The sequence below is a fragment of the Streptomyces sp. NPDC051963 genome (assembly GCF_044593495.1).
Taxonomy (GTDB): domain Bacteria; phylum Actinomycetota; class Actinomycetes; order Streptomycetales; family Streptomycetaceae; genus Streptomyces.
In genome coordinates this window covers 272740-299486 of sequence record NZ_JBIUCC010000011.1, presented here as the reverse complement: position 1 = coordinate 299486, position 26747 = coordinate 272740, and the positions used below count along the sequence as shown (strand labels likewise).

Sequence of the window (26747 nt, the reverse complement as noted above, 5' to 3'; positions counted from 1 at the left end):
GCCCTAGGCGGTCTGATGCGCCAGCAGTGCCACAGCCGCGATCAGGATCGCCAGCAGTGCGATCAGCGTCATCGGGTTGAGCCCCGCGAAGAGGTTCTCCTGCTGAAGTCGCTCGCGGTTCGCCCGGCAGACCGGGCAGCGGCCTTCGGCCACGGGCGCCGCGCAGTTCGCGCACACCAGCCGGTCGTACGTCATGCGCCTCGCCCTCCTTGCAACGGTTCCACCGAGAGAACGCCGTGGGGTCCGAGAACGTTCCCCTCTCCACAATGCCAGGTTCCTCCGGGCGTCGCGCGGGCGCTTCCGGAGAGGTGGCTGTTCATTTCCTCACCGTTGCGGGTCGTGTGTGGCCGATGGGCGTTACAAAAGTGCACAACCCTCGCGCAACCCCTCCGGTGCCTGCGCCGGTGCTCCCGGGTCGCGTATGGTCACGCTCATCTACCCCCGGCGACCCGTGGTGCATCCGTGATCCGATTCGACAACGTCTCCAAGGTCTACCCCAAACAGACCCGCCCCGCACTCAGGGATGTGTCCCTGGAAGTGGAGAAGGGCGAGTTCGTGTTCCTCGTGGGGTCCTCCGGCTCCGGAAAGTCCACCTTCCTGCGGCTGATCCTCCGCGAGGAGCGGTGCAGCCACGGTCAGGTGCACGTGCTGGGCAAGGACCTCGCGCGCCTCTCCAACTGGAAGGTGCCGCAGATGCGCCGCCAGTTGGGGACGGTGTTCCAGGACTTCCGTCTCCTGCCGAACAAGACGGTCGCGGAGAACGTGGCCTTCGCTCAGGAGGTCATCGGCAAGTCGCGCGGCGAGATCCGCAAGTCCGTGCCCCAGGTGCTCGACCTCGTCGGGCTCGGCGGCAAGGAGGACCGGATGCCCGGTGAGCTGTCCGGCGGTGAGCAGCAGCGCGTGGCCATCGCACGGGCCTTCGTCAACCGGCCCAAGCTGCTGATCGCGGACGAGCCGACCGGCAACCTCGACCCGCAGACCTCCGTCGGCATCATGAAGCTGCTCGACCGGATCAACCGGACGGGCACGACCGTGGTGATGGCGACGCACGACCAGAACATCGTGGACCAGATGCGCAAGCGCGTCATCGAGCTGGAGACGGGTCGCCTCGTCCGCGACCAGGCGCGCGGCGTCTACGGCTACCAGCACTGACCCGCACCCCCGTCCACGGAAAGGCCTGAAAGAGACGCCATGCGCGCCCAGTTCGTTCTGTCCGAGATCGGTGTCGGTCTCCGCCGCAATCTGACGATGACCTTCGCGGTGATCGTCTCCGTCGCCCTGTCCCTCGCCCTGTTCGGCGGTTCGCTCCTGATGAGCGACCAGGTGAGCACGATGAAGGGCTACTGGTACGACAAGGTCAACGTCTCGGTCTTCCTCTGCAACAAGAGCGACGCCGAGTCCGACCCCAACTGCGCCAAGGGCGCGGTCACCAAGGACCAGAAGGACCAGATCCTCGGCGACCTGAAGAAGATGTCCGTGGTCGACTCGATCACCTACGAGTCGCAGGACGCGGCGTACAAGCACTACAAGGAGCAGTTCGGCGACTCCCCGCTGGCCAGTTCGCTCACGCCGGACCAGATGCAGGAGTCGTACCGGATCAAGCTGAAGGACCCGGAGAAGTACCAGGTCATCGCGACCGCCTTCGACGGGCGCGACGGGGTGCAGTCGGTGCAGGACCAGAAGGGGATCCTGGACAACCTCTTCGGGCTGCTCAACGGCATGAACTGGGCGGCGCGGGCCGTGATGGCGCTGATGCTGGTCGTCGCGCTGATGCTGATCGTCAACACCGTGCGCGTCTCGGCGTTCAGCCGGCGGCGTGAGACCGGGATCATGCGGCTGGTCGGCGCCTCCGGCTTCTACATCCAGGCGCCGTTCATCATGGAGGCCGCGGTCGCCGGGCTGATCGGCGGTGGGGTCGCCTGCGGCTTCCTGGTGGTCGCGCGGTACTTCATCATCGACCACGGTCTCGCCCTGTCCGAGAAGCTGAATCTGATCAACTTCATCGGCTGGGACGCCGTACTGACAAAGCTGCCGCTCATCCTCGCGACGAGCCTGCTGATGCCGGCGTTGGCCGCGTTCTTCGCGCTGCGCAAGTACCTGAAGGTGTGACGCACGCCAAGAGGGCCGTCCGGTCAACCGGCCGTGCGGCCCTTCGCGTTGTCCTAGACTCACCGGCATGTCAGGCCGTGACCTGTTCTGTCAGCCCCGCCGCATTCGCCGCGGGGCCGCCCTGACATTGGTGTTCGCGAGCGTGCTCGTCGCCGGTGCCGCGACCGGCTCCCTTCCCGGGCCCGACCGGAAAACCGCGTCGGGCGCGCCCCGCTCCTCCGCCTCCGCCGGCCGGCACGAGACGGTCACCGACGCCGCCGCCGAGGCGATGGCCGCCGGCAAGTCCCCGATGGAGGCCGCCGAACGGGCGGTGAGCCGCAGCGGCAACCGCTGGGACGCCGTCTACTCGCAGGGCGAGTACGAGGAGTTCGAAGAGGCCCTCGACGGCGAGTACACCGGCGTCGGCCTGTGGGCGCGCCGTGAGCGGGACGGCCGTATCGAGGTGACCAAGGTGAGCTCCGGGTCGCCCGCGGCCGGCGCCGGGATCCGGGCCGGGGACCGGCTGCGCAGCGTCGACGGCGCCCGCGTCGACGGGCGGCCCGTCACCGAGGTCGTCTCCTTGCTGCGCGGCGACGCGACCGACGCGGCCGCCGGTACGCCCGTCCGGCTCGGCCTGGAGCGCGGCACGCACGCGTGGAGCCTCACTCTGCACCGGGCCCGTCTGTCCACGGACTCGGTCACCGTCCGGAATCTCGCCGACGGCGCCACCGTCATCGCGATCGACGCGTTCACCAAGGGCTCGGGCGACGTGGTGCGCGACGCAGTGCAGCAGACCCCGGCCGGCACCGGGATCGTCCTCGACCTGCGCGGCAACTCCGGCGGGCTGGTCACCGAGGCCGTCACCGCCGCCTCCGCCTTCCTCGACAGCGGCCTCGTCGCCACGTACGACGTCGACGGCCGGCAGCACGCCCTGCACGTCGAGACCGGCGGCGACACCACCAGACCCCTGGTCGCGCTCGTCGACGGCGGCACGATGAGCGCGGCCGAGCTGCTCACGGGCGCCCTCCAGGACCGCGGTCGCGCGGTCGTCGTGGGCTCCCGCACCTTCGGCAAGGGGTCCGTGCAGATGCCGACCCGGCTGCCCGACGGCTCCGTCGCCGAGCTGACCGTCGGGCATTACCGCACGCCGTCCGGCCGCGGAGTCGACGGCAAGGGGATCACGCCCGACCTCGAGGCCGACACCGGGGCGCTGAAGCAGGCGGAGACCGTGCTGAGCGGGCTCGGGGACGCTTCGTAATCGCCTTTCCCTCGGGCCCCCCTCTAGTGCGAAAATGGCCAGCACTATGAGCAAGGGAATGTACGTACCCAAGGAGTCCCAGCCCAAGCAGGGCGGCGGGGCCGCGAAGGCCAAGGACGGCAAGCGCAAGATCGTCGCGCAGAACAAGAAGGCCCGGCACGACTACGCGATCATCGACACCTACGAGGCCGGGCTCGTCCTGACCGGCACCGAGGTGAAGTCACTGCGTCAGGGACGGACCTCGCTGACCGACGGCTTCGTCCAGATCGACTCGGGTGAGGCGTGGCTGCACAACGCCCACATCCCCGAGTACAGCCAGGGCAGCTGGACCAACCACTCCGCGCGCCGCAAGCGCAAGCTGCTCCTGCACCGCGAGGAGATCGACAAGCTGGAGGCGAAGTCCCAGGAGACGGGGCACACCATCGTGCCCCTCGCCCTGTACTTCAAGGACGGTCGCGCAAAGGCCGAGATCGCCCTCGCGCGAGGCAAGAAGGAGTACGACAAGCGGCAGACCCTGCGGGAGAAGCAGGACCGCCGGGAGTCGGACCGCGCGATCGCGGCGGCGAAGCGGAAGCAGCGGGCGCAGTAGCCACCGGGGAATACGGTGGCATCGGCGTGCGTTGGTCACGTATGCTGGTGACAACACCGGATGAGTCCGGTGTGAGCATTGAAAACAAAACATGGGGATGATCGGTTTCGACAGCGGCTGTCGAAGCAGGGGAAGCGAGCCGAGGAAGCGGCAATGATCTCGTAAACCATATGTCGCAACCAATAATCGCCAATTCCAAGAGCGATTCCCAGTCCTTCGCCCTCGCTGCCTAATAACAGCGACTGAAGGACCCTAAATGGGTGTCAGCCCGGGGGTGTTCCCGACCCGGATCCTGGCATAATCTAGGGAACTAAACCGCCGAGCCCGGTCACGGGACTCGTCGGGAAATCAAACAGTGACTGGGCCCGTCGGAGACTTGTTCGCGAGATCTCCGGGGCCGAGAAAATCGTAGCGAACTGCGCTCGGAGAAGCCCTGATTCTGCACCGTTGGACGCGGGTTCGATTCCCGCCATCTCCACAATTCCCATGTACACGAGGGCCCGGCGATCACACATTCGCCGGGCCCTCGTTGTGTTGTCCGGCGACATATCCGCCCGTGGTTCACGGTTCTACCGTCCCGCACCATGACTCAGACCAGAGCCGCACGTCGAATCAGTGTCCTGGTGACCCTCCTGGTCGCCCTTCTCGCCGGGTTTCTGAGCCCGGGCAGAGCCTCTGCCGCCTCCCTTCAGGAGGTCATCGGCTTCGGTACCAACCCCGGTGCGCTGCGGATGTTCCGGTACGTCCCCGACGGGCTCCCCGCCGGGCGGCCCGTCGTCGTGGCGCTGCACGGGTGTACGCAGGACGCCGCTGGATACGGCACCGGCAGCGGGTGGACGCAGCTCGCCGACCGGTGGGGTTTCTCCGTCGTGCTGCCACAGCAGCAGAGCGGCAACAATGCGTCGAACTGCTTCAACTGGTTCCAGGGCGGCGACATCGCGCGCGGCCAGGGCGAGGCCGCCTCCGTCGCGCAGATGGTCGACCGGCAGCTCGGCGATGTCGGCGGGGACGGCTCGCGCGTCTACGTCACCGGGCTGTCCGCCGGGGGCGGGATGACGGCCGTGATGATGGCGGCGTACCCGGAGAAGTTCGCGGCGGGCGGGATCGTCGCCGGGCTGCCGTACGGGTGTGCGCAGGCCGCCGGGTCGCCGTATGTGTGCATGTACGTCGGTGCCACGCAGACCCCGCAGCAGTGGGGCGACCGGGTGCGTGCCGCCCGGCCCGGGTACGGCGGGCCCTGGCCCACCCTGGTCGTCTTCCAGGGCACGGCCGACTACACCGTGAAGCCCGTCAACATGGGCGACCTGGTGGAGCAGTGGACCGATGTGCACGGGGCCGACCAGGTCGTCGACGTGAGCGACGGCGTTGCCGGGTATCCGCACCAGGTCTTCCGGGGCGCGGGCGGTGCCGCGGTCGTGGAGACGTACAGCCTGACCGGGATGGGGCACGGGCAGCCCGTCGATCCCGGGAGCGGGAGCGAGCAGTGCGGGACGGCCGGGGCCTATCTCCTCGATGTGAACCTGTGCGCCGCGTACCGCATGGGGCGGGCCTGGGGGCTGGAGGGCTGACGCGCGCAGGCGGTCTGTTGCCGGGCGGCGCGATCAGGGATGGTGCTGTGCCATGAGCAGACCCGTGAGATGTTCCGGAAGACTCTTCAACGCCCCTGGAAAACTGTGGATTTGGCCCCTTGCGGTCGCGCTTGTCGCCGCCGTCCTCGGGCCCGGCTCGTCGGCCGGTGCCGACTCGGATCGCACCGGCCTGCCGGAGGCCATCGACACCGTCCTGGGCGATACGCGGATGGAGGGCGGGACGGCGAGCGTCGTCGTCGCCGACGCGACGAGTGGTGACCTTCTCTACCAGCACCAGCCCACCACCCGGCTGATGCCCGCCTCCAACACCAAACTGGCCACCTCGGCGGCCGCGATGGAGATCCTCGGACCCGAGTACCGGTTCACCACCGATGTGCTGGCCGCCGGGCGGCGGCAGGGCTCCGTGCTCCGCGGCGATCTGTATCTGCGCGGCACCGGCGACCCGACCCTGCTCGCCGGCGACTACGACAAGCTCGCCGCCCAGGTCGCCGCGTCCGGTGTCACCCGCGTCGACGGGCGGCTGCTCGCCGACGACACCAGGTTCGACAGTGTGCGGCTCGGCCGCTCCTGGGCCGCCGACGACGAGTCCGCCTACTACTCGGCGCAGATCAGCGCGCTGGGTGTGGCGCCGGACACCGACTACGACACCGGGACCGTGATCGTGACCGTAGCGCCGGGGGCCGAGGCGGGTGACGAGCCGGTCGTCACCGTCACGCCCGACACCGACTACGTCGACCTCGATGTCCGGGCCACCACCGTCGCCGCGGGCGGGGCGAACGACCTCACCGTCGAGCGGGAGCACGGCACGAACGACATCGTCGTCAGCGGTACGACACCCGTGGGCGGGTCCGGCATCAAGGAGTGGGCCGCCGTGTGGGAGCCCACGGGATACGCCGCCGCCGTCTTCCGGGACGCGCTCGCCGCGCACGGCGTCAAGGTGACCGGGCCGACCCGGCTCGGGCGCCAGACACCCGGCACGGCAACGGAGTTGGCCGCGCACGACTCGATGGCCCTCAAGGACCTGCTGATCCCGTTCATGAAGCTGTCCAACAACATGCACGCCGAGATCCTCACCAAGGCCATGGGGTACGAGGTCTCGAAGGACGGGAGCTGGAGCGCCGGGCTGGCCGCGATCGGCGGCTATCTCAAGGGCGTCGGCGTCGATGTCGCCAAGCTGCGGCAGGTCGACGGGTCCGGGCTCTCGCGGATGGACAACTTCACCGCCGGGCAACTCGTCGAGCTGCTCCTCGCCGTGCGCGCCGAGCCCTGGTACGCCGACTGGTACCGCTCGCTGCCGGTCGCCTGCGACCCCGACCGCTTCGTCGGCGGCACGCTGCGAACCCGGATGTGCGGGACGGCCGCCGCGCTCAACGCCCGTGCGAAGACAGGGTCGTTGACGGGCGCCTCGGCGCTGTCCGGGTATGTGACCGACGCCGGGGGGCGTGAACTCGTCTACAGCATCGTCCTCAACAACTACCTGGTCTCGTCGGTGAAGCCCCTGGAGGACGCCATCGTGACGACCCTCGCGAAGTCGACCGCAGAGGCCGCCGCCCTGGTGGAACCGAAGGCGCAACCGAGGACGCAACCGAAGGCGGCGAACGGCACCGACCTCGAGTGCGCGTGGCGCAAGCCCGCCTTCTGCTGACCGGGGCGGACCGGCGTACGACGGTCCGGTGGGCGAGGGGTGAATTCCGGCCAATTAATCTTCGGCGTTCACCCGTCACCTGCCGGACCTTCACGGGTCCTGCACAAGTAAGTCCTGCTCCTGGTACGAAAGTTGCGCCCCTCGCGACTCATGAATCCCACTGACACGTTCACGCCATCGACCTCCGGCCCGGAATTTCCACTTGTCCTGTCCGCTTCAGCTGGGGTTTTGTGATCAGCGCGCCCGGTGGATCCCGACCAGTTCCACCGTCGTGCGCGCCGACCGGCGACCGGGGGGAACGCCGTGGCCTATCCGTCCTCCGTACAGGCACCCCCGTCTGCCCATTTCCGCGATGAAGGGATGCTCCTGTGCGCCCCAGACGAGGGTTTCTCAGAGCCAGATCACGACCGATCGGACTCCTCAGACCCGTCATCACCTCGACCGTGGCCGTGGCCGTGCTGGCCGGCCTGGCGGCCCAGCCCGACCTGCTGGACCGGTACGCGCGTGACGCCGGCGACGCGGTCCCCGTGGCCGACAGCTACGACGGCTTCGACGCCAAGGGTGCCGAGCAGCTGCGCCAGGACCAGTGTCTGATGGCCGACGCGCTGCGCATCGGCGGCGCGGGCATGTTCACCACCGCCCAGAACGCGCTCAACCAGACCCCGGACAAGCTGCGCACGGCGGCGAACCGGGAGTACTGGACCGACACTCCGCTGTCGACGGCGTACCGGCAGGACAAGGACGCCGCCGACAAGGAGGGCGAGGCGCTCTACGCCCGCCTCCAGGAGTGGCAGAAGCCGGTGTCGGTGCTGCCGACCCCGGGCGGGTTCAAGAGCGTCGCGGACTTCGAGGACCCGCCGGGGCTGCCCGGCAGCGACGAGAAGAGCTTCCACAGCCAGACCGGTCTCTCGCAGTGGATCTACGAACAGTTCTGGAAGAGCGAGGACGACCTCTACGAGGACCCGACCCAGAAGGCCGACGAGGCCACCATCAAGGCCGTCAAGGACCTCGGTGCCCCGCTCTACGGCAGCTCTCCGGACCCGTCGCTGCCCACGTCCGAGTGGAACCGGGCGTTCGCCGAGCACCAGGCGTGGGGCGACCTGGTGGACGACGGCCTGGAGCCGACAGGCGCGGACAACGCGCGGCTCTTCCTGTCGTCGGGAGGCTTCCCGCGTACGGCCGCCGAGCCGGGAACGGTCGAATACCGGCTGGCCGTCGAGGACTTGAAGACCCGGTTCGCGGCGTGTGCGTGGCGCGGCCCGGTCGACCCGAACAAGGTGCTCGGCAAGCAGGTGGCCGCCGCGTCGGCGGAGTGGCAGCAGGAGGTCGCGGGCCAGGCAGCCCAGCGCAATCAGCTCCTGACCGCCAACCGTGACGCGGTCAAGGCGCTGGCGGCGGGCTCGAAGGCGCTCGGCGAGATGCTGGGCCAGTCCTGGATCGCCGACCACCTCACCCGCTGGCAGAACTACTGGTCCGCCGGCGGTCCCGGCTGGATCGGCGACAGCCCGATGGTCATCCACGCGAACGGCGCCTCCGGCAAGTGCCTCGAGGTGGGCAGCGGGGCCAAGACCAACGGCTCGATCGTGCAGATCTACACCTGCAACGGCGGCGTCGGGCAGAAGTGGCAGATAGTCGGCGACGCGCTGGTCAACGTCAACTCCGGCAAGTGCCTCGACGTGAAGAGCTCCGGCACCGCGAACGGCACGGGCGTACAGATCTGGACGTGCAACCAGAGCGGCGCCCAGAAGTGGGAGTACGACACCCACGGCACCACCCGGCTGTTCAACACGGGCACCGGCAACTGCCTCGACCTCGCCACGTACGACAACAGCCGCGACGGCCGGATGTGGGACTGCAAGGGCACCACCCCGCAGAAGTTCGACATCGTCCCGTCCGGTCACCAGGGCACCGACAACCTGGACTACCCGACCTCGGCCCAGTTCGCCAAGGCCAAGGCGGGTGTCGCCACCGCCCAGGCCGCGTCCGCCAAGCAGCTCGGCGTGCTCAAGGCGCAGGCGGCCGCGGCGAAGAAGGCGGCCACCGACACGGACACGGCCGAGCAGGCCGCGTACAGGATCGCCGATCAGGCCGGTGCCCCGCGCGGCCGTGGACTGCTGGTCGGTCAGCAGAAGGCACAGGTCACGAAGGCGTCCTCGGCCGCGCTCGACGCGCTGGTGAAGGCCGGTGAGACCGCCGACGCGGCCACCCGGGCCGCCGCCGGGGACAGCAAGACCATCGCCGCGCGTGCGGTGACGCAGACCGCGGCGTCGAAGGCGGCGTTCCGTACGGCCGCCGCCCAGCAGGCGCGGGAGCAGGCGAAGGCCGCCGCCGACGCGGCCGCCGTACAGGCGCAGACGGCGAAGGACGCCCGGGACCTGGCCAAGGCCAAGCTCGGCGAGACGCAGAAGGCGGAAGCGGACGCGAAGGCGGCGGCTGCCGACGCGCGGGCCCACCGGCTGAACGCGGAGAAGGAAGAGCAGACGGCCAAGGCGGAGATGGAGACCGCCGCGCAGAGGCAGGCCGAGGCCGCCCAGCACCGGCAGAACGCCGAGGGGTACGCCACCGAGGCCAAGAGCGCGAAGGACCGGGCCGAGTCGTCCGAGACGACGGCCCGAGAGCGCCGTCAGGACGCCGAGGCGGCCCGGGACAACGCCAAGGCCAAGCGGGACGACGCGTGGGACGCCGAGAGCAAGGCCAACGCGGCGCGGGCGAAGGCGGACGCGAAGGACGCGTACGCCGAGGCGCACGATGCCGATGACCAGGCGGCGGCGTCACGGGCGGCGGCGAACGAGGCGGACAAGGCCGCCACGGACGCCGAGTCGGCCGCGGCATCGGCCCGTATCGAGGCGAATGCGGCGACGCGGGCGGCGGCCGACGCCGACGCGGCGGCGACGCGCGCCGAGGCGGCGGCCAAGCGGGCCCGTTCGGAGTCGGACGCGGCGAACGCGGCGAAGCTGCGGGCGGACGCGGCGGTCCGTACGGCGACGGCCTCGGCGGCCGACGCCATCAAGGCCTCGCAGGTGGCCGCCCAGGCAGCCGCCACGGCGGTCGAGCTGGCCGACGAGGCCGAGAAGCACGCCGCCGAGGCGAAGGCACACGCCGACGTGGCCCGTGCGGAGGCGGCGAAGGCCGTCGCGGGCGCGGCGGAGGCCGTCGGTCACGCCTACACGACCGCGCAGGCGGCGGCGGACGCCCGTAACTCGGCGCAGCAGGTAGCGGCTCCGGCGAACGACGCGATCCAGCTCGGCTCGCCGTATGTCACGACCGACTCCGCGGCAGGGCTGGCGGTCCTGACCGGCCAGTCGTCGAAGACGATCGCCGAGCAGCAGGTGGCGGTCGCCGAGGCGCACGCGGCGAACGCGGCGAAGGTCGCGGCGCAGGCGCAGAGCACCGCGAACGCGGCCACCGGTGACGCGAAGGCAGCCCTGGTGCTGGCCGGCGAGGCCGCCGGATTCGCGGCCCAGGCCCGCAAGTCGGCCAAGGAGGCGCTGGGTTACTCGGCGGAGGCGGCACAGTACGCGGCCGAGGCGCAGCGCTCACTGGCCCGCACCATCGAGTACGACCAGCAGGCCACGGCGGACGCGGCAGCGGCCGACCGCGCGGCAGGCCGTGCCGAGGGCCACGCCAAGGACGCCCGTGACTCCGCCGACCAGGCGGCCCTGGACGCCGAGGCGGCCCGCGCCGCGGCCTCGGAGGCCGAACAGGCGGCGAAGGACGCCCGCGCCGCGGCCGACCGTGCGGACGCGGAGGCGACGCTCGCGGAGGAGGCGGCGAAGGACGCGCAGAAGTACGCGGACTCGGCGCAGCAGGCGGCGGACGAGGCCGGGCGCAACGACGCCAACCAGCAGGTGCAGACAGGGTCGGGCACCGGTGTCGGGGGCGTGTTCTCCGTCATCGACGACATCAAGCAGCGGGGCGACCCGCAGCGGCTCCCGGACGACTGCTCCCGGCTGCCCTGCGACCTGGTGTACGAGGTCCACTTCGACGTGACCGTCAGCTACTACCTGTGCGCCAACCCCAGTGTCCCGGCGACCGAGTCCGGCTGTCCCAGGGAGGACACGTTCTTCCTCACCACGAAGACGATCAAGGACGCCAGCAAGACGGTCAAGATCTCCTCGTGGGACGCGACCGTGGATCTGTGGAAGGGCATCTTCAACTCGATCATCGGCGACTTCACCGGCTGCTACCACAAGATCAACGGTGACGGCTCGGGCAGCTACGGAGACTGCGCCTGGGCCGCCACCTGGCTGCCGCTGGGCGGGGCCGCGGCGAAGGTCGTCGACGGGATCCGCGCCGTGGACGCCGCGATGCGCACCGGCATCGGTGTCGCCGACGCCATGAAGGCGCTCCGCGTGCTGGAGATCGACGCGCGCACGCTCGCCGAGATCGAGCGCAGTGTCCGGGTGTACGACGATCTGCGCACGGCGTGCAGGGTCAACAGCTTCCCCGGCGGCACCGAAGTGGTCCTGTCCGACGGCAGCCGCCGGGCCATCCGCGACGTGCGCCCGGGCGACCGGCTGCTGGCCTCCGACCCCGCCACCGGCGTCACCCGCGGTGAACCGGTCACCCGCACCTTCCAGCACCCCGCCGAGGACCTGTTGGACGTCACCCTGGCGGACGGCGGACGGCTCACGAGCACGCCGGGACACAAGTTCCATGTCACCGGCCGAGGCTGGATCCTGGCGTCCGAACTGCGCGCGGGCGACCGGCTGCGTACCCCGGAGGGCACCCTCCGCACGGTGGCCGCGCTCCACGACCGGCAGGAGGCGGCACCGCGGACGGTGTACGACCTGACGGTGTCCGGCCTGCACACCTTCTACGCCGTGGCGGGCAGCACGCCGGTCCTCGTCCACAACTGCAACGACCTGGCGGGCGACGCCCAGGCGTTCCCCGGGCTGGCGCACACGCTCGACGAGCACACTGCCGGTGTCGGCGCCGGATTCGTCAGCAGCCGCGCGCGGGCGACGCAGCTCGCCGTTCAGAAGGGAGGCCCCAACGGGGTCTTCACCGACCTCGCGACGGCCCAGGCGGTCGTGGACCACGCGCTGGCCACCAAGGCCGGCGAGATCCAGAACTGGCTGCGCGGCAGCAAGCAGGAGAAGCCGCTGACCGGGGTGTTCGGGTCGGACTCCCTCGGCTATGTGGCCAAGGCGGACGGGAGCTTCTCCGACGCGAAGAACACCTACCGGATCCTGCTCAAGCGGAAGAAGGGCCACAAGAACGGCTTCTATGTGTACACCGCGTTCCCGACCTAGGAGATGACGAGCAAGTGCAGGACCACGGGCCCGGTCAGGTGCAGCGGCCGGACGAGTTCGACTTCGGCGTGACCTGGCTGATGAGCATGTTCCACGAGGACTGGACCCATCACGGTCCCGAGGCCGCCACGGCGGTCCGGTACCACTTCTGGGAGGGACTGGACCAGGAGAGCGTGCTCGCGGTCCGGCGGGACGCGCGGCTGCTGCTGAGGGGTCTTCCCTCGGCGACGATCGAGGCCCTGTGGCAGGCCGGTACGGCGACCGGACCGGAATTCTTCTCCGGCGGACGTACCGGCGTCACATCGGGCGCGCGGTGGATGGAGACGCTCATCGGCCTGTGCGACGCCTGGCTGGCCGCGCATCAGCACGACGCCGCCCCGAGCACCGACGCCATCGGTGCCGGGGACGGTGTGGAGCTGGCGGACGAGGTCCTGGCCGAGATCGGTCGGGCCGGGATTCTGCCGGACACCATCCGGCGGGACCTGGCCGAGTGCGCCCACCGCTGCACTCCCGACCTCGCGTTCCGGCTCCTGCTGAGAGCGATGCACCGAGCGGGGACCGAGTCCCGGGCGCAGCTGTCCCCGGAGGAGTACACGAGGCTGGAGGCGCTGGGAACGGCCCTGGATTACGGCGAGTTCGTCGTGTCCGAGGTGAAGTACCTGGTGGCCGACGACTAGCCGCATCGCAGGGGCCCGCACTCACCCGAGTGCGGGCCCCTGTTCGTTCACGCAAGCTCCCGCGGCCCCGTGCTCCCCCGTTCCGTCATCCGGGGCGCCAGCAGTGTCGCCTCCCGTACCTCCGTTCCGCTGAGCTTCTTCATCAGCAGCTCCACCGCCCGGGTGCCGATCTCGGCGGAGGGTAGGGCGACGGAGGTGACCGGGACGCGGAGGTTCTCGGCGTGTTCGTCGGGGCAGATGGCGGTGACGGAGAGGTCGCCGGGGATGCGCAGGCCGAGTTGCTCGAAGGCGTCGATGAGGGGTTCGAGGAGGGGTTCGTTGTGGACGACGACGCCGGTCAGCGCGGGCTGCTCACGCAGGAGTTGCTCGGCGACACGGCGGGCGGCACCGGGCGCGGCCTCGCAGGGGTGGACGGCGGAGGCGAGCCCGTTACGGTCGGCGGCGGCAGTGAAGCCCTGGACCACGCGCTGGGCGAACGCGGTCTGCCGGACGTACACCTCGGGCGGTGAGCCGACCAGGGCCACGACCCGGTGTCCCAGCCTGGCCAGATGCTCCACGCATGCCTCGCCGGCCGCCTTGAAGTCGAGGTCGATGCAGGTCAGTCCGGCAGGAGAGGCCGGGAAGCCGATCATCACCGACGGCCGGTCCAGCCCCCGCAGCAACGGCAGCCGAGGGTCGTGCAGTTGTACGTCCATCACGATCAGCGCGTCCACCATTGCCGTGTCGGCGACGCGGCGCAGCCCGTCCTCGCCCTCCTCCTGGGTGAGGAGCAGTACGTCATGGTCGTACCGCCGTGCCGTCGTCACCACCGACACCGCGAACTGCATCACCACCGGCACATGGATCCCGGCCCGTAACGGCACCACCAGCGCCAGCACGTTCGAGCGGCTGCTGGCCAGCGCCCGGGCGCCCGCGTGCGGTCGGTAGCCCAGCTCGCGGATGGCCGCCTCGACACGCTGCCGGGTCTCCTCGGAGATGGGCCGCTTGCCGCTGAGGGCGTAGGAGACGGTGCTGGGGGAGACCCCGGCGCGCCGGGCGACATCAGTGATCTTGACCATCAGCCGAGCTCCACCATCAGAAAACCGGTCCCCGCCGCGGCGTTCGCGACCCGCTCCCCGGCCGCCAGTGCCCACGGCGCCGACGGATCACTGGACGACGCCCGCAGGGTGTCCCCTTCGCGTACGACGGTGAAGGTCACGTCCTCGACCCGGACCGTCACCTGCTCGCCGCGCTCCAGACCGAACGCCCGCAGTGTCACCCCCTCCGCGAACGCGTAGTCGGGCCGGTCCTCCACCGCCCCCACCGGAATCACCGCCCCGGGTCTGACAAGCAGCGGCACACTGCTGAACCCGTGCCGCTCGCGCACCCAGCGCGGTCCGGTCACCGTCCGCCCGCTCAGGAAGTGGGTCCAGGTGCCCTCGGGCACGTAGTACGCCACCTCCCCCTCGTCGCAGAACACCGGCGCGACCAGCAGATCCGGCCCGAGCATGTACTGCCGCTCCAGATGCGCGCACCCGGGATCGTCCGGGAACTCCAGGACCATCGCCCGCATCATCGGCACGCCCTCGGTGTGGGCGACGCGCGCGGCCTCGTACAGATAGGGCATGAGCCGCAGCTTCAGCCGGGTGAAGTGCCGTGCCACGTCGACCGCTTCCTCGTCGAACAGCCATGGCACGCGATAGGAGGAGCTGCCGTGCAGCCGGCTGTGGGAGGAGAGGAGGCCGAAGGCCAGCCATCGTTTGAAGAGGGCGGGGGTCGGTGTGCCCTCGAAGCCGCCTATGTCATGGCTCCAGAAGCCGAAGCCGGAGAGCCCGAGCGACAGCCCGCCGCGCAGCGACTCCGCCATCGACTCGTACGTCGCCTCGCAGTCGCCGCCCCAGTGGACGGGGAATCGCTGGCTGCCCGTCGTCGCCGACCGCGCGAAGACCACGGCCTCCGTCTCGCCCCGGTGCTTGCGCAGCACCTCGAAGACGGTCCGGTTGTAGAGGTACGTGTAGTAGTTGTGCATCCGCTCCGGGTCCGAGCCGTCGGACCACGCCACGTCGACCGGCACCCGCTCACCGAAGTCGGTCTTGAAGCAGTCGACTCCCTGCGCGAGCAGCGCCGCCAGCTTCGAGGCGTACCAGTCGCGGGCGGCCGGTGAAGTGAAGTCGACCAGCGCCATCCCGGGCTGCCACAGGTCCCACTGCCAGACGCTCCCGTCGGGCCTGCGCAACAGATGCCCGAGCGCCTTGCCCTCCGCGAAGAGCGGCGAGCGCTGCGCGATGTACGGGTTGATCCACACGCAGATACGCAGGTCCCGCGCCTTCAGCCGCGCCAGCATGCCCTCCGGGTCCGGGAACACCCGCGGATCCCACCGGAAGTCGCACCAGTTGAACTCGCGCATCCAGAAGCAGTCGAAGTGGAAGACGGAGAGGGGGAGTCGCCGCTCCCGCATGCCGTCCACGAAGGACGTGACGGTCTCCTCGTCGTACGACGTCGTGAAGGACGTCGACAGCCACAGGCCGAACGACCAGGCGGGCGGGAGGGCCGGGCGGCCGGTGAGGGCCGTGTACTTGCGGAGGATGTCCTTCGGGGTCGGGCCGTGGATGACGTAGTACGTCAACTGCTGTGTCTCCGCGCTGAACTGGACCCGTGACACCGTCTCCGAGCCGACCTCGAAGGAGACCTTGCCCGGGTGGTCGACGAAGACGCCGTAGCCCGCGTCGGTGAGGTAGAAGGGGACGTTCTTGTAGGCCTGTTCGGTGGCCGTGCCGCCGTCGGCGTTCCAGATGTCGACGATCTGGCCGTTCTTGACGAGCGGGCCGAAGCGTTCGCCGAGGCCGTAGACGGATGTGCCCACCCCGAGGTTGAGCTGCTCGCGCAGGTAGTGAGCGCCGTCCGCGTCCCGCATGATGCCCATGCCCTTGGGGCCGCTGGTGGTGAGGGTGCGGCCGTTCGCCAGGAAGTCGACGTGCCAGGGGCCGGTGCGGGCCACCCGGACCGAGAGGGCTCCGGAGGTGAGGGTCGCGTGCTCCTCGTCGTACTCCGTGTGGACCGCGAATTCTTCCGTGTGCACCTCGAATTCGGGGCCGCGCGGCTGCTCGCCCTCGAAGTGGGTGAAGGTGACGCCGATGACGTCCGGCATCGGGGTGTGTGCGCTGATCGTCACGACCGGTCCCTTCAGCAGGTCGCCGCGGTGGCGGATGGGCTTGGTCGGCGCATGGATCTCCAGCGTGCCTCCCCCGGAGGGGGTACCCCCAGTGGCCGTGACGTCGAGGACCTCGACCGGGTGGGCCGCGGTGACGCCCTCGCGCAGCAGCCAGTAGCCGTCGGTGAACTTCACGCGCATACCCCTTACTTGACCGCTCCCACGGCGATGCCGCGGGTGAGGGTCCGCTGGAAGACGAGGAAGAAGACGAGGGCGGGGAGGACACCGAGCAGGGCCGCCGCGTTCGTCATCGTGGCGTCCATCAGACGCTGGCCCTGGAGGACGCCGAGGGCCACCGACACGGTCTGGTTGTCGTTGGAGATCAGCATGACCAGGGGGAGCAGGAACTCGTTCCAGGTCCAGATGAAGAAGAAGACGAGCAGGACGCCGAGGGTGGGTCGGCTGACCGGGACCACGACCCGCCACAGCACCTGCCACTTGTTGGCACCGTCGATCCGGGCGGCCTCGATGATCTCGCGCGGGAACCGGGCGAGGACGGCGGACAGCAGATAGGTGCCGAAGGCCGCCTGGATCACCGTGAAGACGATGATCACGCTCAGCCGGGTGTCGTAGAGACCCGCCTCCTTGCTCAGGTAGTAGATCGGGTAGACCAGCGCCTCCTGCGGCAGCATGTTCGCCAGCACGAAGAAGGCCAGCACCCAGGTGCGGCCCTTGATACGGCCGATGCCGATCGCGTACGCGTTGAGGACGGACAGGACCACCGCCAGCACGGCGACCGCACCGCTGATCAGCACCGAGTTGATCAGCTTCTGCCCGAAGTCGACGCGCTCCCAGAAGTCCTTGATGCCGTCGAGGTAGACGCCGTCGGGGAGGCTGAGGGGACCGTTCTGGGCGTACTCCGACGGGGACTTGACCGCGTTGATCGCGACGATCGCGAAGGGTACGACCATGAAGAGGGCCGCGATGCACAGGGCGACGAGCACCGGGTAGCGGCGTAGGGCGGTCGTCATGCGCGGACCCCTTCCTCGGCGTCCTCGGCGCGGGTCTGGAGCTTCAGGCCGGCCAGGGACAGCAGCAGGATGATCACGGTCAGCACGGTGGAGATCGCGGCGCCGTAGCCGACCTGCGTCTTCTCGAAGAACGTGGTGAAGGAGAAGTAGGAGGGCACGTCGGTGGCGCCTCCGGGCCCGCCCTTCGTCAGCACGTACACGGCCCCGAACACCTTGAGCGCGGCGATCGTGCACCAGGTCAGGACGACGTAGATCTCCGGGCGGATCTGCGGCAGCGTGATGTGCCAGAAGCGGCGCCACCAGCCGGCGCCGTCCAGTTCGGCCGCCTCGTACAGCTGCGGGTCCACTCGTTGCAGCCCCGCCATGAAGACGACGAGCGGAAAGCCGATCTGCACCCAGACCATCACGCCCATGACGCTGTAGAGCGCGAGGTCGGGATCACCGAGCCAGTCCTGCTGCCAGCTGCCCAGCCCGATCGCCTTCAGCGCCTCGTTCAGGGAGCCGTTGTCGGGCGCGAGGATCCAGCTCCAGACGATGCCGGCGACCGCGATCGGCAGCACCTGCGGGAGGTAGAAGCAGGCGCGGAGGACGGCGGTGATCTTGTCGCCGAAGTGCTTGCCGATGTAGTCGAACAGGGCGGCGGCGAGGACGAGACCGATCACCGTCGGTACGGCGGCCATGGCGACGACCATGAACAGGCTGTGCCGGAAGGAGGCCCAGAACTCGCTGTCGTCCATCAGCTCGCGGTAGTTGGCGAGCCCGGTCCAGTCGGGCGAGCCCACGCCCTGCCACTCGGTGAAGCTCACGCCCGTGTTCATCAGGAACGGGACGATGACGACGGCGAGGAAGGCGAGGGCGCCCGGCAGCAGGAACAGCGCGTACGAGTCACGGGGGCGACGCGGGGGTCCCGGAGTGCTGCCCTTGCCGGCCGTCCGCGCGCCCCGTTCGACGGTGACCGTCATTGCTTCGGCGCGTCCTTGTCGTACGCCTCCTGCAATGCGTCCAGATAGCCGTCCGGTTTCTCGCTGCCCGTGATCAGTTTCTGGGTCTCGGAGACGAGGACGTCGTAGAAGCCGGGGACGGGCCAGTCCGGGTAGAAGGCCAGGCCGTCGCGCTGGGAAAGGGTGTTGAAGTTGTCGATGAGGGTCTTGGACTTGGGGTCCGTGATGGCTGACGGGTCCGCCGCGACCGGGATTCCGCCCTTGTTGCCCAGCAGGTTCTGGATCTTCTCGGACATGGTGATGTCGATGAAGTCGTAGGCCAGTTCCTTGTTCTCGGAGCCCTGGGGGACCACCCACAGGTTGCCGCCGGAGCCGAGGGTGAGGTTCGAGCCGGGCCACAGGAAGGTGCCCCAGTCGAACTTCGCCTCGTCCTGGAAGCGGCCGTACCACCAGCTGCCGGAGAACAGGATCGGCGCCTTGCCCTGAAGGAAGGAGACCCCGGTCCGCTCCGCGTCGGCGCTGGTCGAGGTCTTGCCGATGTAGCCCTTCCGCACCCAGTCGGCAAAGGTCTCGGCGGCGTACGTCCAGGCGGCGTCGTGGAAGTCGACCTTGCCCTTGTACAGCTCGTACGCGTCGACCCAGGCGCGGTCGGCCTTCGACAGGGCCAGCTGGTAGAGGTACTGCTGGGCCGGGTACTCGGCGCCGCCGTTGGCCAGCGGGGTGATCCCGTGCTCGACGAAGGTGTCCATGGCGGCGGTCAGTTCGTCGAACGTCTTCGGCTCGGGGATCTTGTACTTGGCGAAGAGGTCCTTGTTGTAGAAGACCATCGTGTACTCGGCGTAGTTGGGCACGCCGTACCACTTGCCGGAGCCCATGATTCCGGCCGCGTCGTACACGCTGGTGGTACGGACGCCCGCGCTGAGCTTCTTGTCCCAGCCGCGCTCGCGGGCCTCGGCGGTGAGATCGGTGAGCAGGCCCTGCTTGGAGAGGAGCCCCGCCGTCGCGTTGCCCTTGTTGTACTCCATGACGTCGGGCGCGTCGGAGGAGTTGAGGACCATCGGGGCGGTCTTCTGGATCTGCGCGAAGCCCTTGTCCTCGAACTCGACCTTCACGCCCGGGTGCTGGGCCTTGAACTCCTTGACGGCCTCGTTCCAGGCCTGGCCCATCGCGCTGTTCGGGGCCTCGTAGTGCCACAGCTTCAACGACTTGCCGTCCTCGGAGGACCCGTTGCCCGAGTCCCCGCAGGAGGTCAGCAGCAGCGATCCGGCAAGCATCACCGCAGTGGCCGTCACACACCTTCGTGCCGTCAGCATCCTGTGCCTCCAGGGGGTCGGAGTCGGATGGATGTGGGTCGTCACGCAGCGTTCGTCGAATCGATTCGATGCATGACGTCGAAGCGCTTCGACGGGCGAAGGTAGGTGCGGGCCGTCGGGGGCGTCAATGGGCTGGACGGGAATCGGTTCGGTGGAGCGTTCCGGGCGCGGTGATCACCAGTGCCGTCGCGGCGGCCGTGACGGGTATCCAGAAGCCGGCCGTCGCCGACACGTGTTCCGTCGTCCAGCCGCCCAGCGCACTGCCGCCGGCGATACCGCCGAGCAGCGCGGTCACGGCCAGGGTCATGCCCTCGTTCAGCCGGTCGGCCGGGGTGCGCCGCTGGATCAGGGTCATGCCGGTGACCATCGTGGGCGCCGTCGCCATTCCGGCGAGAAGCAGGGCGCCGGCCAGCACCAGGAGTGAGCCGGTGAGGGTGGCGGCGAGCAGGGGGAGGGTCATGAGGGCGGTCATGGCGGCTGTGCAGTACGGGTAACGGCGTTCGGCGGGACCGGTCGGCTGCCACGCGCCGTACAGCAGTCCGGCCGCGAAGGAGCCGGCCGCCTGGAGGGCGAGCACCGCGCCCGCCGCCGACTTGTGACCCTGTGCGTCCGCGAACGCGAGCGTGACGACCTCCATCGAGCCGAAGACCATGCCCATGGCGAGACAGGCGGCGAGGAGCGGGGGCATGCCGGGGCTGCGGAGAGGAGCTCTCGCCCCTCTCTGTCGTTGCTGCACCGGCGGCTCGGTGGAGCGCTGCGCCGCGAACAGCAGCATGCCGGTGAGCAGGAGTACGGCGCCGACCAGCGTGCCCGCCTCCGGGAAGAGCGTTCCGCAGAGGAACGCCGCGAGGACCGGGCCCAGCATGAAGCACAGCTCGTCCGTGGCCTGTTCGAAGGAGATCGCGGTGTGCAGGGCCTGGTCGTCGCCCTTGAGCAGGTGGGCCCAGCGGGCGCGGGACATCCCGCCGAGGTTGGGCGTGGTGGCGGTGGCGGCGTAGGCCGCGAACAACGTCCAGTCCGGGGTGTCGTGGTGCACGCACAGCAGCAGCGCGACGCTGCCCAGCGCGGCGAGGGTGGTCGCGGGCACGGCGATCCTGGCCTGTCCGTGCCGGTCGACGAGCCGGGCGATCCAGGGGGCGGTCACGGCGGTCGCCGCGAGGCCGGTCGCGGTGACGGCGCCGGCGAGGGCGTACGAGCCACGCGAACCGGCGATCATGAGGATCGCGCTCACGCTGAACATACCCATCGGGAGCCGGGCGATGAGGTTCCCGATCGTGAAGGCCCGGGTGCCGGGGAGGGCGAAGAGGTGACGGTAGGGGCTGGACATGGAGCAACCGTCGCCCGTGAGGGATCAAGGGGTCCAACACCTTCTCTGTACCGATTCACGCACCTGAGTTGTAAGTTCTCCGTTCCGATTCACGCACCAGTTGTAAGTCCTCCGTTCCGATTCACGCACCTGAGTTGTAAGTTGCCCGTCATGCCCGCCCACCTCGACCCCCGCCTGCTGCGCGCCTTCCTCGCCGTCGCCGAAGAGCTGCACTTCACCCGCGCCGCCGCCCGGCTCTACGTCGCCCAGCAGGCGCTCAGTCGTGATGTACGGCGACTTGAGCGGGAGTTGGGCGCCGAGCTGTTCGTACGGACCACGCGCCAGGTGACGCTGACGGCGGACGGGGAGCGGCTGGTGCCGTACGCGCGTCGGGTGCTGGCGGCGCAGGAGGAGCTGCTCGTGGCCTTCGGGCAGGCCCGGCCGCTGCTGGTGGACCTGAACTCGCCGGGTCTCGTCACCGGTCGTCGCGTGCTGCACCGGGCGCGTGAACTCGCCCCCGAACACGAGCTGATGGCCCGCTTCGAGAGCGGGCTGACCGGAGCGGCGGGGGAGTTGGTCGCGGGGCGGCTGGACGCGTCCTTCGGGCGGTACGCGGGCCTGGACCCGGCACTGCGGGCCCAGTTGGACCACCAGCCGGTGCGGTACGAGCCGATGGCGGTCGTCCTGCCCGAGGATCACCGGCTGGCCGGATCCGACGTGGTGACGCTCGATGCGCTGGCGGGCGAGACCGTGTACGCGGGGGCCGGAAATCCACGTACACCGGAGTGGACCGACCTGGCCCACCGGCTGTTCGAGGGGCGCGGCATCGAGGTCGCCGCACCCGCTCCGCTTGCGGTGGGTGACGAGGAGTTCCAGCGGATCATGGCCAAGATGCGGAACCCGATCCTGGCCGTGGTGGATTTTCCGGCCATGCCTGCGACGGTGGTGCGACCCCTCATCGATCCCGTCCCCCTGTCACTCGTGTCACTGGTGTGGCGGAAGGGGCTGGTGCACCCCGGATTCGACGCTCTTCGACGGGCCGCGGCCGAGCTCGCGGCCGAGGAGGGGTGGCTGCGGAGGCCCACCGATGGATGGATTCCAGCCATTGACGTGAACACAATGAGTGCGCATAACTGACACGTGGCGACCACGGATCCTCCGCGTGCGCTACATTCGTGCCCCGAGCACGGTGTGGTAAGGGGGGCGCGCGAACCGGGTGGGGGCTCGGTTCGGCGACGTGTGCTCGGAGTCGTGTGCGCGCCCAGAACTGTCCCGTGGGGGGATGTGCGTGCGCGTGAAGAATTGGCGAGAAGACGCCCAACCGGAGTGGCCCGAGGCCGCTTCGGGGACCCGGGAGCTGCCGGTGACGGGTGCTGCGCCCGCCGACGGTCCGGGTGCCGGCACCCAGGCCTTTCCGGAGACCGGAGGGATGAGAGCGCGGCAGGAGTCGGCGTCGGCGTCGCCTTCGGCTTCACGGGTCGACGAGACCGAGATGCTCCCGCGGGTTCCCGCTCCCAGAGACCCTTGGGCGGAGTCCGGCGAGACGGCCGAGCACACCCATGACCCGCACGAGGTGACGGTCCAGCTCGACGGCATAGCACTGCAACTCGACAACATGCGCTTGCAGGCGGCGGGGGGCGGACCGGCCGGCAAGCACAGCAGCTCGTCCTCTTCATCCTCTTCCTCCTCCTCGTCCTCCGACGGACCGGTGTTCGTCGACGAGTCGGGCCGCCGCAGCCGCAGATACCGCCGGATCGGCATGGCCGTGGGCCTCGCCTGCGCGGTCTACGCCGTGGTCATCCTGGCCACCCTCGTGTCCGGCAACTCCAACGCGCCCTGGCTGCCCGTGCCGGGCCAGCAGGACGAGCAGCCGGCCGACGAGGTCGACAGCCCGCCGCTGCCCGCCGAGTCCGTGCCGTCCACCGACACCGGGCTCGTCTCACCCGGCACGACCGAGTCCCCGGGCGTGGGCGTGACGCCCTCACCGGGCGCGTCCGCCACCGCCCCCGGCGCCTCGGCCGGCGCCGAGAACCCCGGCACGTCCACCGCACCCGAGCCGACGGCGACCCGGACGACCCAGAACCCGGGCACCGGGGAGAGCGGCAACCCCGTGGACCCGGACCCGTCGCCCGACCCGCCGACGTCCCCCTCGCCCGACCCGAGCCCGACGGACGGCGGCGAACCCTCGCCCTCATCCAGTGAGTCCGCGATCGGCACCGACACCGACACGGTGGCCGGCGGCGCGAGCGAGCCGAGCCCCGTCGCCGAGGAGCCCAACGGCACCTCGGCACCCTCCCCGTCCCCGGAGAACGTCCTCTGATGGCATCCCGCACCCGCCGTCCCGGGCCCGCAACCGGAGCCCCCGACGGCTCCAGGCGCCGCCGCCTGCCCATGCGTCTGTTGCTGCCCTCGCTCGTCCTTGTCGCGTTGATGGCGATGTTGATGCTGCGGGGGTATGTGCACAGTGAGGTCCTTGCGGACCACCGAGTTCAGACACCGGCCGCCAACGACCAGGTTCCGGACAAGATCCTGCATGGCGGCCCGGTGATCGACACCCGGTCGCAGCGCACGACCAGTCTGGGTGTCCCGGAGCGCGAGCTGGTCCTGACATTCGACGACGGCCCGGACCCCGAGTGGACCCCCAAGGTCCTCGACGTACTGAAGAAGCATGAAGCGCACGCTGTCTTCTTCATCACCGGCACCATGGCCTCGCGTTACCCGGACCTTGTCCAGCGCATGGTCGACGAGGGCCACGAAATCGGCCTGCACACCTTCAATCACCCCGACCTCTCACTGCAGTCGCAGCGCCGCATCGACTGGGAACTGTCCCAGAACCAGCTCGCTCTGGCCGGCGCCGCCGGTATCCGCACCTCGCTCTTCCGGCCGCCGTACTCCTCCTTCGCCAAGGACATGGACAACAACTCGTGGCCCGTCACCGAGTACATCGGCAAGCGCGGCTACATCACGATCGTCAACGACACCGACAGCGAGGACTGGCGCAGGCCGGGTGTCGACGAGATCATCCGCCGGGCCACCCCCAAGAACGGCGACGGCGCCATCGTGCTGATGCACGACTCCGGCGGCGACCGCTCACAGACCGTCGCCGCGCTCGACCGCTTCATCTCAGGACTCCAGGACAAGGGCTACCAGTTCGACACCCTGACCCGGGCCCTGAAGGCGCCCAGCGCACACACTCAGGTCACCGGCCTCGACCTCTGGAAGGGCAAGGCGTGGATCTTCCTGGTCCAGGCCTCCGAGAAGACGACCGGCGTCCTCGTCGTGGGCCTTGCGGTGATCGGTGCCCTGGTCATCGCCCGCTTCGGGCTGATGCTGCTGCTCTCCTTGGTGCACGCCCGACGGGTCCGGCACCGCGACTTCGCCTGGGGAGCGCCCGTCACGGAACCGGTGTCCGTCCTGGTCCCCGCCTACAACGAGGCGAAGTGCATCGAGCAGACGGTCCGATCACTGGTGGCGAGCGATCACCCCATCGAGGTGCTCGTCATCGACGACGGCTCGTCCGACGGCACCGCTCGCATCGTCGAGGACCTCCGTCTGCCGGGCGTACGCGTCGTGCGGCAGATGAACGCGGGCAAGCCGGCCGCCCTCAACCGCGGTCTGGCGAACGCCCGTTACGACATCGTCGTGATGATGGACGGCGACACGGTCTTCGAACCGGCCACGGTCCGCGAGCTGGTGCAGCCGTTCGGCGACCCGCGCGTCGGTGCGGTCGCGGGCAACGCGAAGGTCGGCAACCGGGACTCGCTCATCGGCGCCTGGCAGCACATCGAGTACGTGATGGGCTTCAACCTCGACCGCCGTATGTACGACATGCTGCGCTGCATGCCGACGATCCCCGGCGCGGTGGGAGCGTTCAGGCGGACCGCCCTCGAACGGGTCGGCGGTATGAGCGACGACACGCTCGCCGAGGACACGGACATCACCATGGCGATGCACCGCGACGGCTGGCGGGTCGTCTACGCGGAGAACGCGCGCGCCTGGACCGAAGCCCCGGAAACCGTCCAGCAGTTGTGGTCCCAGCGCTACCGCTGGTCGTACGGCACGATGCAGGCGATCTGGAAACACCGCCGCGCACTCGTCGAACGCGGACCGTCCGGCCGCTTCGGCCGCGTGGGCCTCCCCCTGGTGTCACTGTTCATGGTGCTCGCGCCCCTGCTGGCCCCCTTGATCGACGTATTCCTGCTGTACGGGCTGGTGTTCGGCCCGACGGAGCAGACGATCGTCGCGTGGGCCGGCGTACTGGCCATCCAGGCGGTGTGCGCGGCATACGCGTTCCGTCTGGACCGGGAACCGATGACCCATCTGATCTCGCTCCCACTCCAGCAGATCCTCTACCGACAGCTCATGTATGTCGTACTCCTGCAGTCCTGGATCACCGCGCTGACCGGAGGCCGCCTGCGCTGGCAGAAGCTGCGCCGCACCGGCGCGGTGGGACTGCCCGGCGGACGGCCGGGCGTGGGCGAGCAGCGGATGGACCGGAGGCCGGTCGGATGAGTCAGCCCCCGCCTCGACCTCCGTGGACAGCGACGACCGGGACCGGACAGGACGCCTTCGTGCCCCGTCAGGCGGCGCCGCCATCGTTCGATCCGACGCCCGCGGCCGAGCCCACGGAACCGGCCGTTCAGGAGTCCCCGCGTGCACCGGTCCGGGACCGCTACTTCGACCTGCTCCGGGCACTCGCCCTGTTCCGCGTCGTCCTCTACCACCTGACGGGCTGGGCCTGGCTCCCGCTGCTGTTCCCCTCCATGGGCGTGATGTTCGCGCTCGCCGGGAACCTCATGGCCCGTTCACTGAAGCGCCCGGCCGCGCAGGTCATCAAGAGCCGCATCCGCCGACTGCTCCCGCCGCTCTGGCTGCTGGGCGTCGTCGGCGTCACCGGCATGGTCCTCCAGGGCTGGGGGCCCGACTCGGACGGCCACCCGGGCTGGTGGTGGCTTCACCTCACGTACTGGATCCTCCCGTTGAGCGACCCGCCGTACGCCGAGGGGCTGCCCGGCATTCAGGGCTTCATCGGCGAGGACTGGGCCATCGATCTCGCCGGACCCCTGTGGTACCTCCGCGCCTACCTCTGGTACGTCCTGCTCTCGCCGTTCCTGCTGCGTGCCCTGCGTGCGCTTCCGCTGGCGACGATCGCCGCGCCGATCATGCTGTCGCTGGCGTTCGAGCTGGGTTACATCACCCTGCCCGGGGAGCGGATCCCCTCGGCGCTCACGGACTTCAGCACCTTCGGTGCCTGCTGGATCCTCGGCATGGCGTACCAGCAGGGCATTCTCCAGCGCCTGCCGCGCTACGTCGTCCCGTCCGTGGCGCCGGCCGTCGCGCTGACAGGACTCTGGTACGCCCTCAACCACAACTTCACCATGGACCACGACCTCGACAGCATGCCCCTGGCCCAGGCCCTCTGGTCCTGCGGAACGGTCATGCTCCTGTTGCACGTCAGCCCGTCCTGGTCCGAATGGCCCCGCCGACTGCGCCGTTGGGACCGGCCCATCACCCTGCTCAATTCCCGTGCGGTGACGATCTATCTCTGGCACAACACCTGCATCCTCGTGGCCGCCACACAGTGGGACCGGCTCTGGGAGATCGACGTGATGTGGCAGCACTTCTCATGGTTGCTGGAGAGCCCGTGGCCCGTACTGGCCATCACTTGGGTGCTCATCGGGTTCTGCGTCGTCGCGTTCGGCTGGGCGGAGGACTTGGCGGCAAGACGGAAGCCACAGTTGTGGCCGGATGGTTCCGGGCGTGGCGGGGGCAGAGGTCGCGGACGATCTGCTCGGGCGGGGCGTCCGGAAGCTCCTGTGGCTCGAGGTGGGCGAGTGGGCCGACACGGAGAGTGACTGGACGCGAGTCGCTGCTTGGTTAGCCGTAATCTGATTAGGCTAACTAGAATCAGGCTAACCTGGCATC

Annotated in this window: 19 protein-coding genes and 1 other RNA gene; 13 read left to right on the top strand and 7 right to left on the bottom strand. The window is 69.6% G+C overall.

Annotated elements, in window-relative coordinates; translation table 11 throughout:
- Positions 1-3: 3 nt before the first annotated feature.
- Positions 4-195 (bottom strand): hypothetical protein, encoded by a 192-nt coding sequence (locus tag ACIHFB_RS39960; RefSeq protein WP_365283434.1) that lies wholly within the window; start codon positions 193-195, stop codon positions 4-6.
- Positions 196-462: 267 nt separating this feature from the next.
- On the opposite strand from ACIHFB_RS39960, the gene ftsE reads away from it, so the two are divergent.
- The 9 genes from ftsE to ACIHFB_RS39915 all read left to right on the top strand — a co-directional run bounded on the left by ftsE (position 463) and on the right by ACIHFB_RS39915 (position 13101).
- Positions 463-1152 (top strand): cell division ATP-binding protein FtsE, encoded by a 690-nt coding sequence (gene ftsE, locus ACIHFB_RS39955; RefSeq protein ID WP_365283432.1) that lies wholly within the window; start codon positions 463-465, stop codon positions 1150-1152.
- A gap of 39 nt (positions 1153-1191) precedes the next feature.
- A complete protein-coding gene (gene ftsX / locus ACIHFB_RS39950; protein WP_365283430.1) occupies positions 1192-2109 on the top strand; it encodes a permease-like cell division protein FtsX in 918 nt (305 codons plus the stop codon).
- 67 nt (positions 2110-2176) lie between these two features.
- On the top strand, positions 2177-3346 hold the full coding sequence (locus ACIHFB_RS39945; protein WP_400129459.1) for a S41 family peptidase: 1170 nt from the start codon (positions 2177-2179) through the stop codon (positions 3344-3346).
- 58 nt (positions 3347-3404) lie between these two features.
- A complete protein-coding gene (gene smpB, locus ACIHFB_RS39940; RefSeq protein ID WP_365283520.1) occupies positions 3405-3935 on the top strand; it encodes an SsrA-binding protein SmpB in 531 nt (176 codons plus the stop codon).
- A 93-nt stretch (positions 3936-4028) separates the two neighbouring features.
- Positions 4029-4416, top strand: a transfer-messenger RNA (tmRNA) gene (gene ssrA / locus ACIHFB_RS39935).
- A gap of 103 nt (positions 4417-4519) precedes the next feature.
- Positions 4520-5503, top strand: a complete 984-nt coding sequence (locus ACIHFB_RS39930) for an alpha/beta hydrolase family esterase (RefSeq protein WP_400129458.1) — start codon at positions 4520-4522, stop codon at positions 5501-5503.
- A gap of 52 nt (positions 5504-5555) precedes the next feature.
- Complete coding sequence (gene dacB / locus ACIHFB_RS39925) at positions 5556-7169, top strand: D-alanyl-D-alanine carboxypeptidase/D-alanyl-D-alanine-endopeptidase (protein ID WP_400129457.1); 1614 nt, start codon at positions 5556-5558, stop codon at positions 7167-7169.
- A 443-nt stretch (positions 7170-7612) separates the two neighbouring features.
- Positions 7613-12424: an RICIN domain-containing protein gene (locus tag ACIHFB_RS39920; protein ID WP_400129456.1), complete on the top strand. Its 4812-nt coding sequence runs from the start codon at positions 7613-7615 to the stop codon at positions 12422-12424.
- A 14-nt stretch (positions 12425-12438) separates the two neighbouring features.
- Positions 12439-13101, top strand: a complete 663-nt coding sequence (locus ACIHFB_RS39915) for a hypothetical protein (RefSeq protein ID WP_365283420.1) — start codon at positions 12439-12441, stop codon at positions 13099-13101.
- Positions 13102-13148: 47 nt separating this feature from the next.
- On the opposite strand, the gene ACIHFB_RS39910 is transcribed toward ACIHFB_RS39915, so the two are convergent.
- The 6 genes from ACIHFB_RS39910 to ACIHFB_RS39885 all read right to left on the bottom strand — a co-directional run bounded on the left by ACIHFB_RS39910 (position 13149) and on the right by ACIHFB_RS39885 (position 20843).
- The gene (locus ACIHFB_RS39910; RefSeq protein ID WP_400129455.1) at positions 13149-14159 is read right to left on the bottom strand and encodes a LacI family DNA-binding transcriptional regulator; all 1011 of its coding nucleotides are present in this window, start codon (positions 14157-14159) and stop codon (positions 13149-13151) included.
- On the bottom strand, positions 14159-16426 hold the full coding sequence (gene yicI / locus ACIHFB_RS39905; protein ID WP_400129454.1) for an alpha-xylosidase: 2268 nt from the start codon (positions 16424-16426) through the stop codon (positions 14159-14161). The genes ACIHFB_RS39910 and yicI overlap by 1 nt, the downstream gene beginning before the upstream one ends.
- Before the next feature lie 11 nt (positions 16427-16437).
- Complete coding sequence (locus ACIHFB_RS39900) at positions 16438-17262, bottom strand: carbohydrate ABC transporter permease (protein WP_365283414.1); 825 nt, start codon at positions 17260-17262, stop codon at positions 16438-16440.
- Positions 17259-18224: a carbohydrate ABC transporter permease gene (locus ACIHFB_RS39895; protein WP_400129453.1), complete on the bottom strand. Its 966-nt coding sequence runs from the start codon at positions 18222-18224 to the stop codon at positions 17259-17261. The genes ACIHFB_RS39900 and ACIHFB_RS39895 overlap by 4 nt, the downstream gene beginning before the upstream one ends.
- Positions 18221-19516 (bottom strand): ABC transporter substrate-binding protein, encoded by a 1296-nt coding sequence (locus ACIHFB_RS39890; RefSeq protein WP_400129452.1) that lies wholly within the window; start codon positions 19514-19516, stop codon positions 18221-18223. Before ACIHFB_RS39890 ends, ACIHFB_RS39895 begins: the two co-directional genes overlap by 4 nt.
- 124 nt (positions 19517-19640) lie before the next feature.
- Complete coding sequence (locus tag ACIHFB_RS39885; RefSeq protein WP_365283408.1) at positions 19641-20843, bottom strand: MFS transporter; 1203 nt, start codon at positions 20841-20843, stop codon at positions 19641-19643.
- A 150-nt stretch (positions 20844-20993) separates the two neighbouring features.
- Here ACIHFB_RS39885 and ACIHFB_RS39880 point away from each other — a divergent pair, with 150 nt between their 5' ends.
- From ACIHFB_RS39880 to ACIHFB_RS39865, 4 genes are all read left to right on the top strand, one after another.
- Positions 20994-21959 carry a LysR family transcriptional regulator gene (locus ACIHFB_RS39880; protein WP_400129451.1) on the top strand — a complete coding sequence of 322 codons (966 nt, stop codon included), beginning with the start codon at positions 20994-20996 and terminating at the stop codon, positions 21957-21959.
- 292 nt (positions 21960-22251) lie between these two features.
- Positions 22252-23142 (top strand): hypothetical protein, encoded by an 891-nt coding sequence (locus ACIHFB_RS39875; RefSeq protein WP_400129450.1) that lies wholly within the window; start codon positions 22252-22254, stop codon positions 23140-23142.
- Positions 23142-25334, top strand: coding sequence for a glycosyltransferase (locus tag ACIHFB_RS39870; RefSeq protein WP_365283402.1), 2193 nt, complete (start codon positions 23142-23144; stop codon positions 25332-25334). Before ACIHFB_RS39875 ends, ACIHFB_RS39870 begins: the two co-directional genes overlap by 1 nt.
- Positions 25335-25393: 59 nt before the next feature.
- The gene (locus tag ACIHFB_RS39865) at positions 25394-26677 is read left to right on the top strand and encodes an acyltransferase (RefSeq protein WP_400129449.1); all 1284 of its coding nucleotides are present in this window, start codon (positions 25394-25396) and stop codon (positions 26675-26677) included.
- The last annotated feature ends 70 nt before the right edge of the window (positions 26678-26747 follow it).

Excerpts from the sequence above, each read along its gene's own strand:
- ACIHFB_RS39960 (WP_365283434.1), bottom strand. The coding sequence starts at position 195 with ATGACGTACGACCGGCTGGTGTGCGCGAACTGCGCGGCGCCCGTGGCC.
- ftsX (WP_365283430.1), top strand. The coding sequence starts at position 1,192 with ATGCGCGCCCAGTTCGTTCTGTCCGAGATCGGTGTCGGTCTCCGCCGC.
- ACIHFB_RS39945 (WP_400129459.1), top strand. The coding sequence starts at position 2,177 with ATGTCAGGCCGTGACCTGTTCTGTCAGCCCCGCCGCATTCGCCGCGGG.
- smpB (WP_365283520.1), top strand. The coding sequence starts at position 3,405 with ATGTACGTACCCAAGGAGTCCCAGCCCAAGCAGGGCGGCGGGGCCGCG.
- ACIHFB_RS39930 (WP_400129458.1), top strand. The coding sequence starts at position 4,520 with ATGACTCAGACCAGAGCCGCACGTCGAATCAGTGTCCTGGTGACCCTC.
- dacB (WP_400129457.1), top strand. The coding sequence starts at position 5,556 with ATGAGCAGACCCGTGAGATGTTCCGGAAGACTCTTCAACGCCCCTGGA.
- ACIHFB_RS39910 (WP_400129455.1), bottom strand. The coding sequence starts at position 14,159 with ATGGTCAAGATCACTGATGTCGCCCGGCGCGCCGGGGTCTCCCCCAGC.
- ACIHFB_RS39900 (WP_365283414.1), bottom strand. The coding sequence starts at position 17,262 with ATGACGACCGCCCTACGCCGCTACCCGGTGCTCGTCGCCCTGTGCATC.
- ACIHFB_RS39895 (WP_400129453.1), bottom strand. The coding sequence starts at position 18,224 with ATGACGGTCACCGTCGAACGGGGCGCGCGGACGGCCGGCAAGGGCAGC.
- ACIHFB_RS39890 (WP_400129452.1), bottom strand. The coding sequence starts at position 19,516 with ATGCTGACGGCACGAAGGTGTGTGACGGCCACTGCGGTGATGCTTGCC.
- ACIHFB_RS39885 (WP_365283408.1), bottom strand. The coding sequence starts at position 20,843 with ATGTCCAGCCCCTACCGTCACCTCTTCGCCCTCCCCGGCACCCGGGCC.
- ACIHFB_RS39880 (WP_400129451.1), top strand. The coding sequence starts at position 20,994 with ATGCCCGCCCACCTCGACCCCCGCCTGCTGCGCGCCTTCCTCGCCGTC.
- ACIHFB_RS39875 (WP_400129450.1), top strand. The coding sequence starts at position 22,252 with ATGAGAGCGCGGCAGGAGTCGGCGTCGGCGTCGCCTTCGGCTTCACGG.
- ACIHFB_RS39870 (WP_365283402.1), top strand. The coding sequence starts at position 23,142 with ATGGCATCCCGCACCCGCCGTCCCGGGCCCGCAACCGGAGCCCCCGAC.